This window comes from Streptomyces sp. 4N124 (genome assembly GCF_052245395.1).
In the GTDB taxonomy this organism is placed as follows: domain Bacteria; phylum Actinomycetota; class Actinomycetes; order Streptomycetales; family Streptomycetaceae; genus Streptomyces.
Genome location: NZ_JBQQBS010000006.1, coordinates 45837 through 59500, shown reverse-complemented (window position 1 = coordinate 59500; position 13664 = coordinate 45837). Strand labels below are relative to the sequence as shown.

Here is a 13664-nt window from a genome sequence, read left to right as displayed (position 1 = left end):
AACGGCGGGTTGCGGACGTTTCGGGATGTGCTGGTGCCGATGTCCGGAGCTTGGTTGGCCGGGCGGTGATTCGGGATTGGTTGATCGGGAACCTGTGGGGCGCGAGCGGTGTATGACAAGTAGAACTCGCCGCGTCGAAGGGACCATGATCGTGCAACGTCGAGCTGTGGCGGCCGTATTGGCCGCCGCCACACTCCTGCTGACGGCCGGCTGCTCCTCCGACGACGGAGGTTCGGAATCGTCGGGCGGCGAGGAGAGCGCGTCAGCGGGTGGTACGAGCCCGCAGTCGTCGCCCTCGGGACAGGCCGCCGAGGCCACCCCGCCCGCGAAGGGCTCGGTGAAGGTCGTGCGCACGGTCACCGAGGACCTGAACACCCCGTGGGGCCTGGCCCCGCTCCCCGACGGCGACCTGCTGGTCTCCTCACGCGACGAGGCCACGATCAGCCGGGTCGACACGGAGACGGGCAAGAAGACGGAGCTGGGCGAGGTGCCGGGGGTGTCCCCGGCGGGAGAGGGCGGCCTCATGGGCCTCGCGCTCTCCCCGGACTACGCCTCGGACCACATGATCTACGCGTACTTCACCTCGGCCTCGGACAACCGCATCGTCCGCATGCTGTACGAGGAGGGGAAGCCGTCCGGCGAGCAGCTCGGCGCGCCCGACACGATCTTCCGGGGCATCCCCAAGGGCTTCATCCACAACGGCGGCCGGATCGCCTTCGGCCCGGACAAGATGCTGTACGCGGGCACGGGCGAGAGCGGTGAGGAAGGCCTGTCCCAGGACAAGGACTCCCTCGGCGGCAAGATCCTCCGCCTGACCCCGGAGGGCGAACCGGCGCCGGGCAACCCGTTCTCGAACTCGCCCGTGTACTCCTACGGCCACCGCAATGTGCAGGGTCTCGCCTGGGACTCCAAACAGCGCCTGTTCGCCGCGGAGTTCGGCCAGGACACCTGGGACGAGCTGAACGCGATCAAGCCGGGCGACAACTACGGCTGGCCGGAGGCCGAGGGCAAGTCCGACAACTCCGCCTACCACAACCCCATAGCCCAGTGGGGCACGGACGACGCGTCCCCCAGCGGCATCGCCTATGCCGAGGGCTCTGTCTGGATGGCGGGCCTGAAGGGCGAACGCCTCTGGCGCATTCCCCTGAAGGGCACGGAGGCCTCGGCCGACCCCCAGGCCTTCCTCGAAGGCGAGTACGGCCGGCTGCGCACGGTCGTCCCGGCGGGCGGCGACAAGCTCTGGCTGGTGACGAGTGAGACCGACGGGCGCGGTTCCCCGTCCGGCGGCGACGACCGGATCCTGGAGGTGCAGGTGAGGTAGAACCGCCGCTCACTCCTCGTCGGCGGACTCCGTGTCGTCCTCCTCCGGCGTCGGCTGCCGTACGACGACCTTCCCGGACGCGAGATCTATCGGCCCACGCCCGGGGTCCCCGTCCCCGACATCCTCCCGGGTCAGTTCCAGCCGGTTCTGCTCGTCGCGGGTGTGCTTGCGGCCCGGGGAGAACAGTTCCTCGAAGGCGTTGAACATAGTTCTTCCTTCCCCGGGCCACGTGGCGACGGTGATTATTCGTCTATGAGCGACTGATCGAGGACCGCCACGGAGACGAGGATCAGAAAAGCCCGGTGCACCATGTAGCCCACTGTCAGGCCGGGCGCCACGGAGACGACCCGGATGTCCTCACCGCTGACGGCCTGCGACACCGTCGTGAACGGGTCCTCGGCGAGCTTCAGGAGCCCGCGCTCCAGAAGCTTGCGCCGGTCCTCGGGGAGCGCATCCCGCTGTGCCGCAGCACGCTCGGTGAATTCGATCTGGTACAACACGGCTCCTACCTAATGGCCGACCTCCATTATCGCGCGGCCAGCCGGTCGTCGTGCCCCGACGGGAACAGCCCCAGCCGATGCGCCACCGCCGCCGCCTCTCCCCGGCCCGAGACGCCGAGTTTGGACAGGATGTTGGAGACGTGGACGCTGGCGGTCTTCGGGGAGATGAAGAGTTCCTCGGCGATCTGGCGGTTGGTGCGGCCGGCGGAGACCAGGCGCAGGACGTCGCGTTCCCGGCCGGTGAGGCCGAGGGCGTCGGCGGGGTCGGCGGGGGCGAGCTGCTGTTTGGGGGTGTGGGTCAGGGGGAGGCGGGCGCGCTGGGCGAGCAGGGCGGTCGCGTCGGCCAATGGGCGGGCGCCGAGGTGGTCGGCGACGGCATGGGCGAGGCGGAGCAGTTCGGCGGCCCGGTCACGCTCGTCGTCGCCGCCGGACGGCAGCAGCGCCTCGGCGAGGCGGTACCGGACGCGGGCGAGATCGTAGGGCCGGTCGAGGCATTCGAAGGCGGCGACGGCCTCGGACCAGTCGTCCGGGGTGCTGCGTGCCTCGGCCCGCAGCAGTTCGGCGCGGACCCAACGTTCGTACGCCTGCCAGACGGGGACGTTCGTCGCCAGGGTTTTGGTGGCGGTGCGGATGCGGTCGAGGATCTCGGCCCGGCCCGCATCGGCGGTGGGCAGGCCGCGGGCGTCGGCCTCCGCGGTGGCGGCGGTGAGGAGCAGGGGCCAGGCGTAGCGCTGGGTGCCGGGTGGGAAGCCGGTGTCCAGGGCGCGCTCGAGTTCGGCGCGGGCGTCGAGGAGGCGGCCCTCGGCGATGGCGATGCCGATCGCGAGGCGGACCAGCGGCAGTTCGTGCTGGGGCACGTTGTCGTGGGTGCCGAAGTGGCCGCGGGCCGCGGACAGTTGGCGGCCGGCCTCCGTCAGGTCTCCGCGGGCGAGCGCGAGCAGTGCGTGGGTCTTGGCGCGGAAGCCGCGGGGCTTGGCGCTCTGACCGACGCGCTCCGAGGCGTCGGCGGCTTCGGCGGCCTCGGTCCAGCGGCCCAGGGAGTGCAGGGAGTCGGCGAGGTTGCCCCACACCCAGGCCTCGGTGTCCGGCAGGCCCAGTCCCCGGGCGAAATCGACGCCTTCCTGGAGCACGGCGACGGCCTCCGGCGAGCGGCCTATGCCTTCCAGGTGGGAGGGCAGGTTCACAAAGGCGCGGCCCATCACGGAGACGTCGCCGAGCGTGGCCACCTGCTCCTTGACCCGGTACACCTGGGCGAGGCCGGGCTCGATGTCACCGGAGTCGATCATGAGCCCGCCGAGGGTCAGCCGTGCGTTCATCTCGATGTCGCGGGCGCCGACCATGCGGGCGTACTCCACGGCGCGTTCGGCGGCGGTGAGCGCGTCGGGGCCCGGGTTGTGCAGCATCGACCAGTTGGCGACCGAGGAGAGGACCTCGGCATGCACTTCGGAGGGCGGCAGGCCGCGTACGAGGTCCTGGGCGGTGGCCAGTTCCTGCCATCCGTCGCCGCGGCCGAGGGCCTGGATCAGCCGGGCCCGCTGGTTCCAGAACCAGGCGGCGCGCAGGGAATCTCCCTCGTCCTCCAGCAGCCGAATCGCGCGCTTGGTGATCTTCAGGGCGCGTTCCCGCTCCCCGCACAGCCGCCCGGCGACGGCGGCCTCGGCCATCAGGTCGAGGGAGCGCAGCGGGGTGGTGGCGGGGTCGCAGCCGCAGGGGGGATACACCTCGGTGTAGTCGACGGGGCGCAGCGTGGCCCGGATGTCCTCGGGGGCGGTGTCCCAAAGCTCCATCGCCCGTTCCAGCAGCCGCAGTTGTTCGGAGTAGGCGTGCCGGCGGCGGGCGGTGACGGAGGCGGCGAGGACGGCGGGCAGGGCCTTGGCGGCGTCATGGGCGTGGTACCAGTAGCTGGCCAGGCGCATGACGCGCTCGTCGGCGGGGACGAGCGTGGGGTCGGCCTCCAGGGCTTCGGCGTAGCGGCGGTTGAGCCGGGAGCGCTCGCCGGGCAGCAGATCGTCGCCGACGGCCTCGCGGACCAGGGAGTGGCGGAAGCGGTAGCCGTCCTTGTCGGGGGCGGCGCTGAGGATGTTGGCGTTCACGGCGGCCCGCAACGCCTCGATCAGGTCGTCCTCGGCGAGCCCGGCGATGGCGGCGAGCAGCCGGTACTCGACGGCGGACCCGCCCTCGGCGACGATCCGGGCGACCCGCTGGGCGCTCTCGGGCAGGCCCTCGACCCGGACCAGGAGCAGATCGCGCAGGGAGTCCGTGAGCCCGGTGCGACAGCCCTCGGCGGCGGAGACGGCGAGTTCCTCGACGAAGAAGGCGTTGCCGTCGGAGCGCTGGAAGATCTCGTCGACCTGGGCGGGGTCGGGCTCGGCGGCGAGTATGCCGGCGATCTGGCGGCTCACTTCCTCGCGGCTGAAGCGGCCGAGTTCGATACGGCGGACCGTGCGCAGCCGGTCGAGTTCGGCGAGCAGGGGGCGCAGTGGATGGCGGCGGTGGATGTCGTCGGAGCGGTAGGTGGCGAGGACGACGAGGCGGCCGGTGCGCAGCGTGCGGAACAGGTAGGCGAGGAGGTGGCGGGTGGAGGCGTCGGCCCAGTGCAGGTCCTCCAGCGCGACGACGACGGTGTGGCCGGCGGCGACGCGCTCCAGCAGGCGTGCGGTGAGTTCGAAGAGGCGGGCCATGGCCTCTTCGTCGTCCCGGCCCGTGGCCCGCGCGGTGAGTGTCTCGCCCATCTCGGGCAGCAGCCGGGCCAGTTCCTCCTCCTGTCCGGCGGCCGCGGCGGCCAGTTCGTCGGGCAGGGCGCGGCGCAGGGCGCGCAGGGCGGCGGAGAAGGAGGCGAAAGGCAGTCCGTCGGCGCCGATCTCGACACAGCCGCCGAGCGCGACGACCGCGCCCTGCCGGCACGCCGCGGTGGCGAACTCCTCGACGAGCCGCGTCTTGCCGACCCCGGCCTCACCGCCGATCAGTAACGCCTGCGGCTCTCCCCCAGTGCCAATAGCCTGGGAGGTACCCCCAGCAGCGGCGTCGGCGAGCGCGTCGTTCAGCATGTCCAGCTCGTCACCACGGCCGACGAAAACGGGACTTACGGACCTGGTCTCCACAGCCCCGAGCATGGCACGGGGGTCCGACAACGCGGGACCGGTTTTCTTCCCGGCGATCGTCGGGACAGTGGTCTGAGCCGGAGTGCGAGCGAGGGCCGTACCGCTGATCGGTACGGCCCCTCCACCCCCGCCCTCCCCCGCGCTCATGCGACCCGGGCGAACCGGTGCCGGCGTGGGCGGTGGGTATGGCTGTCCGGCTCGGCGGTGCGTCGCGCCGCATCGCGGCGGGCGGCGCGGCGGGCGCGGACGACCTCGCGGGCCAGCCGCTCCTGCTCTGCCTGGTGGATGAGCTCGGCGGAGCGGAGCTGCAGCATCTCGTACTCGTACATGGTGTCTCCCCGGTGAGAGTCGGTTTCGGGTCTCGCTTTCTGCGATGCCTCTACCTTCGTCTCCCAGGGGGGTCCGCCACATCGGGAGAGTTCCGCATCTTCGGCTGCGGGCGGCGCCTTAGACGTGCGTGAGGGGTCCCAGGAACTCCGTAAGGTGCTTACGGATGCCCTAAGACCCCTCAGGTCCTGCGGTGGTTCAGCTCGTGGAGGGCAGGCTGACCAGGACGTCGGTGTACTTGAGGACGGCGAGCAGCAGCCCGATGACGCCGAGCGAGACGCCCGCCCAGGAAACCGACTTGATCCAGACCGGCTGCGGCTTGCCCGGGACACCGAACGCCGGCCGGGCGAGGACCGCGACGCCGACGATCAGCGCGATCAGCGCGAAGGCCCCGCCCCACAGCGCGGTGGCCTCCCAGGCGTCGCCGTAGACCGCCTGAAGCTGCGCTGCGACGCTCGCGTTCGACGAGGCCTGCATCTCCAGCTGGCCGGTGATCTCCTCGCGCGCCGAGGCCACCGTGCCGACCCAGCTGCCGGTCAGCGAGACCAGGCCGAGCGCGGCGGAGACGATGGCGCCGGCGCCCTGACCCACTCCGGACGACTCCTTCACCTGGGCCTCGGGCAGCTCGTCGCCGTCCTCGTCCTCGGCGGACTCGATGTCGGCCGGCTCGGCCGTGGCCTCCGCCTCGGTCTCCGTTACTTCGTCGGTCTTGGTGACGTCCACCTTCTCCTCGTCGTTCGTGGCCTCGGCGCCCGTCCCGGCACCGGTTTCGTCAGCTGTCTTGGTTCCCATGTCGCGCACCGTACGGATCCTGTCTGAGAAGTCTCTTAATGATCGTTGTCAGCGGCACACGCGCGTGCTTCACGCCATTCGGGGGCGAGGATCGACCACACCTCCAGGTCGTGCCGCACGCCACGATAGGGGTGCGCCTCCCGCCGTGTGCCGTCGCGGGTCATTCCGAGCCGCCGGGCCACGTTCAGGCTGGCCGTGTTGCCCGCGGCCGCGACCCATTCGATCCGGTGGATGCCGCGCTGCTCGACGGCGAAGTCGATGAGGACCCGCATCGCGCGCGTGACGAGCCCGCGGCCCGTGCCGGCGGGCTCCAGCCAGCAGCCGGCCTCGCCGTTGCCGTGCTCGGCGTCGAAGTTCAGGAAGAGCACCCCGCCCACGAGCTTGCCGTCCAGCCAGATGCCGTGCAGGGAACCGGTGTCGGCGGCGCGCATGTCGGCGTACCGCTGGAGCGTCTGCCGGGCGGACGGCACGTCCGTGGCCTTGGAGCCGAAGGGGACGTACTGGTTGATGAACTCCCGCCCGCGCTCCAGGTGGGCCAGGAACTCCTCGGCGTGCCAGGGCTCCAGGGGCCGCAGTTCAGCGTCGTCACCCAGGGATATCGCGTACATCCTGATCCCGCTCCTTCTCCAGCTGCTCCACCACGTCGACGTCGGCGAGCCTCTCATGGGCGGCGCGGGACTCGGGCGGCTCGATGCTGATGCGCGGGAGGTGTTTCTCCAGCGGGCGCGGCAGCCACCAGTTGGCGCCGCCGAGCAGGTGCATGAGGGCGGGCACGAGCAACGTACGGAGAACGAAGGCGTCGAGGGCGACGGCGGCGGCCAGCGCGATGCCGAACATGGCGATCACGCGGTCACCGCTGAGCACGAAGGCGAGGAAGACCGAGATCATGATGACGGCGGCGGAGTTGATCACCCGGCTGGTCTCGGCGAGGCCGATACGGACGGCCCGCCGGTTGTCGCCGGTCTCCAGCCACTCCTCGTACATCCGGCTGACCAGGAAGACCTGGTAGTCCATGGAGAGTCCGAACAGCACCGACACCATGATGACCGGCAGGAACGGTTCGATCGGTCCCGCCCGCCCCAGCCCCAGCAGCTCGCTCCCCCACCCCCACTGGAAGATCGCGACGACCACACCGAACGCGGCGGCGACGGCCGCCACGTTCATCACGGCGGCCTTCAGCGGGATGCCGACGGACCGGAAGGCGAGCAGGAGCAGCAGACAGCCGAGGCCGACGACGACGCCCACGAACAGCGGCAGCTTGCCGACGATGACCTCGGCGAAGTCGTCGTAGGCCGCCGTCACTCCGCCGACGTGCACATCCAGCGAGGTGCCCTTCTCGGCACGCGGCAGCACCTCGGTGCGCAGCCGGTCGACGAGGGCGCTGGTCTTCTGCGACTGCGGCGAGGACTGCGGGACGACGGTCAGATACGCGGTGTGGCCGCCGGAGCTGTAGGTCACCGGTATGACGGACGCGACGCCCTCGGTGGTGCGGAGCGTGGCGTCGAGGTTGTCGAGGGCGAGCTTGTCCTCGGCTCCGTCGACGGCGGTGACGAGGGTCAGCGGCCCGTTGACGCCGGGTCCGAAACCGTCCGCGAGCAGGTCGTACGCCTGCCTGGTGGTCGTCGTCTCGGGGTTGTTGCCCTGGTCGGAGGTGCCCAGGCGGAGCCCTAGCGTGGGCAGGGCCAGCAGTGTGATCACGGCGAGGGCGACCGCGCCGAGTTTCTTGGGGTGCCGTTCCACGAAGGCCGACCAGCGGGCCGCGAACCCGGTCGGCAGTTCGGGCTCGGGACCGTGCTCGGCGAGCCTGCGGCGCTCACGGCGGCTGAGCGCCCGTACGCCGATGAAGGACAGCAGCGCGGGCAGCAGGGTCACGGCGGCGGCGACCGTGAGGACCACGGTCAACGAGGCGGCGATGGCGACGCCGTTCAGGAAGTTCAGCCGCAGGATCAGCATGCCCAGCAGGGCTATGCAGACCGTGGCGCCCGCGAAGACCACCGCACGCCCGGTCGTCGCGACGGCGCTGGTGACCGACTCGGTGACGGACAGCCCGCGTTTCAGGCCGCGGCGGTGTCGGGTCACGATGAACAGCGCGTAGTCGATGCCGACGCCCAGCCCGATCAGCATGCCGAGCATGGGCGCGAAGTCGGCCACGGTCATGACATGCCCGAGCAGCACGATCCCGGCGTACGCCGTGCCCACGCTCACCAGCGCGGTGGCTATGGGCAGCAGCGAGGCGGCGAGCGAGCCGAAGGCGAGGAACAGCACGACCGCGGCGACCGCCACCCCGACGATCTCCGCGAGGTGCCCGCCGGACGACTCGGTCAGCGCGATGGCACTGCCGCCCAGCTCCACCTGGAGCCCGTCGGACTGCGCGGACTCGGCGGTGTCGACGACGGCCCGCGCCTCGGACCTGTCGATGGACTCGACCGGGTCGTCGAAGGTGACGGTCGCGTAGGCCGTACGTCCGTTGCCGCTGATCTGCGCCGCGCCCTGGCCGTCGTACGGGCTGATCACGGTGGCCACGCCGGGCAGTTCCGCGATCTCGTTCAGGGTGCGGGTCATGGTCTGTTCGACGTCGGCGGCGCGGACGGTGCCGGACGCGGTGTGCCAGACAACGGTGTCACCATCGCCGCCGAGCTTCGGGAAGCCGTCCTGCAGCAGCTGGGTGGCGCGCCCGGACTCGGTGCCGGGGGCCTCGTAGTCGTTCGAGTACGCGGCGCCGGCGACGGCGGCGCCCGCGGTCACCCCGCCGAAGGCGAGGAGCCACAGCAGAACGGCGACGAGGCGGCGTTGGACACACCAGCGTGCAAGGGCTGCCACGAACGTGCTCCCAGGGGTGGCGATTTGTGGATCTTTGACCGGGAACAGTCGCTCAGGACGTGAACGGCCCGCAAAGAACGTATGAGCAATGCGAGGACCACTCTTGCAGGCGGAAGTGATCGTTTATCGCGTTCGTGGGCTTATTCACAGGAGTGGGAGGCAGATCACAGGACAGTAACGGTCACTCTGTCACATCAGTCGAACTGGTCGCCCAGCGCCATCACCATGACCCCGATGATCAGCAGCCACAGCGCCCTTCGGGTACGCCCCCGGGAGCCCAGGAGCGACGCGAGCGCGCACACGAGCGCACCGAAGGCGTACGCCGCCGGAACGACCGTCGGCGCGGAGCCGCCGGCTCGCAGGGCCGACGCGGCCAGACCGGCGAGGGCGAGCAGCGCCCCGGTCCCGGCCGCCGTCCAGCGGGCCCGTCGCACCTCCTGCACGGAGTCCTCGGGGGTCTCGGATTCACCGCGTCCGTTCATGGCGGGCGAGCGTAGCGCCTCCGGCTGAGAAACCGGGTGCGGGGTGCTGGAGGCGGCTGTTAGCTTCCGACGGTCCGCCCTTCTCGCGGCACCTCGCCGCCGGCCGAAGCAGGTGCATTGTTTGAGCGTCCGACCGAGCTCCTCCGTATCCCTCTCCGCTTCCCAGGACTCAAGGAGCCCGTTCACCGATGCCAGACATCACCCCGCCGATGGCAGGGCCCTCGGATGAGGACCTCACCCAGCGGCTGACCCACGCCCGCTACCCACGCAGCAACAGCTACGACGCCCGCTGGGTCGTCGAGAACCAGATGGGCCCGAACGCGCTGTGGCTGCTGGAGTGGCTGGCCCCCGCCCTCGGCCTGGACACCCTCCGCCCCTGCGCCCGTGTCCTCGATCTGGGCTGCGGCCGGGCCATGACCTCGGTCTTCCTGGCCAGGGAGTACGACGCCCAGGTCACCGCGGCCGACCTGTGGATCAAGCCCGACGACAACGCCCGGCGTATCGCCGAGGCGGGATTCACCGACCGTGTGCTGCCCGTGCACACGGAGGCGCACGACCTGCCGTTCGCCGAGGCGAGCTTCGACGCGATCGTGAGCATCGACGCGTACCAGTACTTCGGCACCAACGACCTCTATCTGCCCACCCTGACCCGGCTGTTGAAGCCCGGCGGGCGGATCGGTGTCGTCGTGCCCGCATTGCGGGAGGAGCCGGAGGGCACCGAGCCTCCGGCACATCTCAAGCCCTACTGGGAGCCCGACTTCTGGTGCTTCCACACCGCCGACTGGTGGCGACGGCACTGGACACGCAGTGGCGCCGTCGAGGTGGAGGCGGCCGACTGGCTGGACGAGGGCTGGCGGGACTGGCTGCTGTGGTGCGACGTGGTCGCCGAGGAGAGCCCCGAGGAGTTCCATCGCTCGATGGCCCGCCGGGTCGGCGAGATGGTGCGGTTGGACGAGGGCCGCACGCTGGGCTTCGTACGGCTCGTAGGTCGCCGCACGTAGGTAAGGCAACGGCCCCGGAGGCTTGCCTCCGGGGCCGTACTACGCGTGTGGGCTCAGCCCTCGCTGACGCCCAGCTTCTCCAGGATCAGCTCCTTGACGCGAGCCGCGTCCGCCTGACCCCGGGTCGCCTTCATGACCGCGCCGACCAGGGCGCCGGCCGCGGCCACCTTGCCGCCGCGGATCTTGTCCGCGATGCCGGGGTTGCCGGCGATGGCGTCGTCGACGGCCTGGCCGAGCGCGCCCTCGTCGGAGACGACCTTCAGACCGCGCTTGTCGACGACCTCGTCCGGGGTGCCTTCGCCCGCGAGGACGCCCTCGATGACCTGGCGGGCCAGCTTGTCGTTCAGGTCGCCCTTCGAGACCAGCTCGGCGACCCGCGCGACCTGCACGGGCGTGATGGCCAGCTCGTCCAGCGACGTGCCGGACTCGTTGGCGCTGCGGGCCAGTTCGCCCATCCACCACTTGCGGGCGGAGGCCGCGTCCGCACCGGCCTCGATCGTGGCGACGATCGCTTCCAGCGCACCGGCGTTGAGGATCGCCTGCATCTCGGTGGCCGAGATGCCCCACTCCTCGCGGAGCCGGTTGCGGCGCACCAGCGGCAGCTCGGGCAGCCCGGCACGGATCTCCTCGACCCACTCGCGGGTCGGGGCGACCGGCACCAGGTCGGGCTCCGGGAAGTACCGGTAGTCCTCGGCCTCTTCCTTCACGCGGCCCGAGGTCGTCGACCCGGTGTCCTCGTGGAAGTGCCGGGTCTCCTGGATGATCGTCCCGCCGCCGCCGAGGACGGCCGCGTGCCGCTGGATCTCGTAACGCGCCGCACGCTCCACGGAACGCAGCGAGTTGACGTTCTTCGTCTCGGACCGCGTGCCGAACTTCTCCCGGCCGTGCGGGCGCAGCGACAGGTTCACGTCGCAGCGCATCTGCCCCATCTCCATGCGGGCTTCCGACACACCGAGCGCCTTGATGAGCTCGCGCAGCTCACGGACGTACGCCTTCGCCACCTCGGGAGCGCGCTCGCCCGCGCCGACGATCGGCTTGGTGACGATCTCGATGAGCGGGATGCCGGCGCGGTTGTAGTCGAGGAGCGAGTGCGAGGCGCCGTGGATGCGGCCCGTCGCGCCGCCGACGTGCGTCGACTTGCCGGTGTCCTCCTCCATGTGGGCGCGCTCGATCTCCACGCGGAAGGTCTCGCCGTCCTCCAGCTGTACGTCGAGATAGCCGTTGAAGGCGATCGGCTCGTCGTACTGGGAGGTCTGGAAGTTCTTCGGCATGTCCGGATAGAAGTAGTTCTTCCGGGCGAAACGGCACCACTCGGCGATCTCGCAGTTCAGCGCGAGACCGATCTTGATCGCGGACTCGACGCCGGTCGCGTTGACGACCGGGAGCGCGCCCGGCATGCCGAGGCAGACCGGGCAGGTCTGGGTGTTCGGGTCGGCACCGAGCGCGGTCGAACAACCGCAGAACATCTTGGTCTTGGTGCCGAGTTCGACATGGACCTCAAGGCCCATGACGGGGTCGTACGACGCCAGCGCGTCCTCGTACGACACCAGGTCGGTCGTGGTGGTCACGGTGAAACTTCCCTCTCAGCCCAGCAGGACGTCGTCGTCGCCCAGCCGCTTCAGTTCGCGGTACAGGATGGCGAGGCCGGTGACGACCGCGACCGCGGAAACGGTGGCGTCGATCAGCCGGAGCGTGTCCTGCTCGGCGCGGGCCTTCTTGATCTGCTTGGCGACACCGATCGCGCCGAACGCGGTGGTGGCCATCGACAGGTACGTACCGGACTTGGACTTCTTGAAGTCCTTGGCCTTGGACAGCTTGCTCACAGCGACGGTGCCTCCTCCAGAAGCGGGTGCCCCCACTTTTCCACGAAGGCGGCCTCGACGGCTGCCCCCACCTTGTACAGGCGGTCGTCCTTCAACGCCGGGGCGATGATCTGCAGGCCGACCGGGAGGTTGTCCTCCGGCGCGAGACCGCAGGGCAGCGACATGGCCGCGTTGCCCGCCAGGTTGGTCGGGATGGTGCACAGGTCCGCGAGGTACATCGCCATCGGGTCGTCGGCACGCTCGCCGATCGCGAAGGCGGTGGTCGGCGTCGTCGGGGAGACGATCACGTCCACCTGCTCGAAGGCCTTCTCGAAGTCACGCGTGATGAGCGTACGGACCTTCTGGGCGCTGCCGTAGTACGCGTCGTAGTAACCGCTCGACAGCGCATACGTGCCCAGCATGATCCGGCGCTTCACCTCGGGGCCGAAGCCCGCCTCACGGGTGAGGGAGGTGACCTCCTCGGCGGAGTGCGCGCCGTCGTCGCCGGAACGGAGGCCGTAGCGCAGGCCGTCGAAGCGGGCGAGGTTGGAGGAGCACTCGGAGGGCGCGATCAGGTAGTACGCCGACAGGGCCAGGTCGAAGGACGGGCAGTCCAGCTCGACGATCTCCGCGCCCAGCTCCTTGAGCAGAGCCACGGACTCGTCGAAGCGCTGGATGACACCGGCCTGGTAGCCCTCACCGCGGAACTGCTTGACGACGCCGACCCGCATGCCCTCGACGCTGCCGTTGCGGGCGGCCTCGACGACCGGCGGGACCGGGGCGTCGATCGAGGTGGAGTCCATCGGGTCGTGCCCGGCGATGACCTCGTGCAGCAGCGCCGCGTCCAGGACCGTACGGGCACAGGGCCCGCCCTGGTCGAGGGAGGAGGAGAAGGCGACCATGCCGTAGCGGGAGACCGCGCCGTACGTCGGCTTCACACCGACCGTGCCGGTGACGGAGGCCGGCTGGCGGATGGAACCGCCGGTGTCGGTGCCGATGGCGAGGGGTGCCTGGAACGAGGCGAGCGCGGCGGAGGAGCCACCACCCGACCCGCCGGGGATCTTGGTGAGGTCCCAGGGGTTGCCGGTAGGCCCGTAGGCGCTGTTCTCGGTGCTCGACCCCATGGCGAACTCGTCCATGTTGGTCTTGCCGAGGATGACGACGTCGGCGGCCTTCAGCCGCTTGGTGAGCGTCGCGTCGTACGGCGGGATCCAGCCCTCGAGGATCTTCGAGCCGACGGTGGTCGGGATGCCCTCGGTGGTGAAGATGTCCTTCAGCGCCAGGGGAACGCCGGCGAGGGGCCCGAGCTTCTCGCCCTTGGCCCGCTTCTCGTCGACGGCGCGGGCCTGGGCCAGCGCGCCCTCGCGGTCGACGTGCAGGAAGGCGTGCACCTTCTCGTCGACGGCCTCGATACGGGCCAGGTGGGCCTCGGTGACCTGCACCGCGGTGAGCTCACCGGAGGCGATCCTCGCGGCGGTCTCGGCGGCGGTGAGCTTGATGATGCTGTGGTCCGTCATG

Annotated in this window: 13 protein-coding genes; 2 read left to right on the top strand and 11 right to left on the bottom strand. The window is 70.6% G+C overall.

Annotation, left to right across the window (positions count from 1 at the left end; translation table 11 throughout):
* Nucleotides 1–112 precede the first annotated feature (112 nt).
* A complete protein-coding gene (locus ACTWQO_RS07975) occupies nucleotides 113–1321 on the top strand; it encodes a PQQ-dependent sugar dehydrogenase (protein ID WP_443236512.1) in 1209 nt (402 codons plus the stop codon).
* Nucleotides 1322–1330: 9 nt separating this feature from the next.
* On the opposite strand, the gene ACTWQO_RS07970 is transcribed toward ACTWQO_RS07975, so the two are convergent.
* From ACTWQO_RS07970 to ACTWQO_RS07935, 8 genes are all read right to left on the bottom strand, one after another.
* Nucleotides 1331–1528, bottom strand: a complete 198-nt coding sequence (locus ACTWQO_RS07970; RefSeq protein WP_443236511.1) for a DUF6191 domain-containing protein — start codon at nucleotides 1526–1528, stop codon at nucleotides 1331–1333.
* 35 nt (nucleotides 1529–1563) lie between these two features.
* Complete coding sequence (locus ACTWQO_RS07965) at nucleotides 1564–1821, bottom strand: type II toxin-antitoxin system RelE family toxin (RefSeq protein ID WP_443236510.1); 258 nt, start codon at nucleotides 1819–1821, stop codon at nucleotides 1564–1566.
* A 26-nt stretch (nucleotides 1822–1847) separates the two neighbouring features.
* Nucleotides 1848–4934, bottom strand: a complete 3087-nt coding sequence (locus tag ACTWQO_RS07960) for a helix-turn-helix transcriptional regulator (RefSeq protein WP_443236509.1) — start codon at nucleotides 4932–4934, stop codon at nucleotides 1848–1850.
* A 131-nt stretch (nucleotides 4935–5065) separates the two neighbouring features.
* On the bottom strand, nucleotides 5066–5251 hold the full coding sequence (locus tag ACTWQO_RS07955) for a hypothetical protein (protein WP_443236508.1): 186 nt from the start codon (nucleotides 5249–5251) through the stop codon (nucleotides 5066–5068).
* A gap of 196 nt (nucleotides 5252–5447) precedes the next feature.
* The gene (locus ACTWQO_RS07950; RefSeq protein WP_443236507.1) at nucleotides 5448–6041 is read right to left on the bottom strand and encodes a hypothetical protein; all 594 of its coding nucleotides are present in this window, start codon (nucleotides 6039–6041) and stop codon (nucleotides 5448–5450) included.
* A 35-nt stretch (nucleotides 6042–6076) separates the two neighbouring features.
* On the bottom strand, nucleotides 6077–6649 hold the full coding sequence (locus ACTWQO_RS07945; RefSeq protein ID WP_443236506.1) for a GNAT family N-acetyltransferase: 573 nt from the start codon (nucleotides 6647–6649) through the stop codon (nucleotides 6077–6079).
* Nucleotides 6627–8861 (bottom strand): MMPL family transporter, encoded by a 2235-nt coding sequence (locus ACTWQO_RS07940; protein ID WP_443236505.1) that lies wholly within the window; start codon nucleotides 8859–8861, stop codon nucleotides 6627–6629. Before ACTWQO_RS07940 ends, ACTWQO_RS07945 begins: the two co-directional genes overlap by 23 nt.
* Nucleotides 8862–9055: 194 nt before the next feature.
* Nucleotides 9056–9343, bottom strand: coding sequence for a hypothetical protein (locus tag ACTWQO_RS07935; protein ID WP_443236504.1), 288 nt, complete (start codon nucleotides 9341–9343; stop codon nucleotides 9056–9058).
* A gap of 188 nt (nucleotides 9344–9531) precedes the next feature.
* Between ACTWQO_RS07935 and ACTWQO_RS07930 the strand changes: the two genes are divergently transcribed.
* The gene (locus ACTWQO_RS07930) at nucleotides 9532–10344 is read left to right on the top strand and encodes an SAM-dependent methyltransferase (RefSeq protein WP_443236503.1); all 813 of its coding nucleotides are present in this window, start codon (nucleotides 9532–9534) and stop codon (nucleotides 10342–10344) included.
* 53 nt (nucleotides 10345–10397) lie between these two features.
* Here ACTWQO_RS07930 and gatB read toward each other — a convergent pair whose 3' ends face one another.
* From gatB to gatA, 3 genes are read right to left on the bottom strand one after another with little or no spacing between them, the layout of a single operon-like run.
* Nucleotides 10398–11912 (bottom strand): Asp-tRNA(Asn)/Glu-tRNA(Gln) amidotransferase subunit GatB, encoded by a 1515-nt coding sequence (gene gatB / locus ACTWQO_RS07925; protein WP_443236502.1) that lies wholly within the window; start codon nucleotides 11910–11912, stop codon nucleotides 10398–10400.
* 15 nt (nucleotides 11913–11927) lie between these two features.
* Nucleotides 11928–12167 (bottom strand): hypothetical protein, encoded by a 240-nt coding sequence (locus ACTWQO_RS07920; protein WP_362949274.1) that lies wholly within the window; start codon nucleotides 12165–12167, stop codon nucleotides 11928–11930.
* Nucleotides 12164–13663, bottom strand: a complete 1500-nt coding sequence (gene gatA, locus ACTWQO_RS07915) for an Asp-tRNA(Asn)/Glu-tRNA(Gln) amidotransferase subunit GatA (protein WP_443236501.1) — start codon at nucleotides 13661–13663, stop codon at nucleotides 12164–12166. The genes ACTWQO_RS07920 and gatA overlap by 4 nt, the downstream gene beginning before the upstream one ends.
* Nucleotide 13664 lies beyond the last annotated feature (1 nt).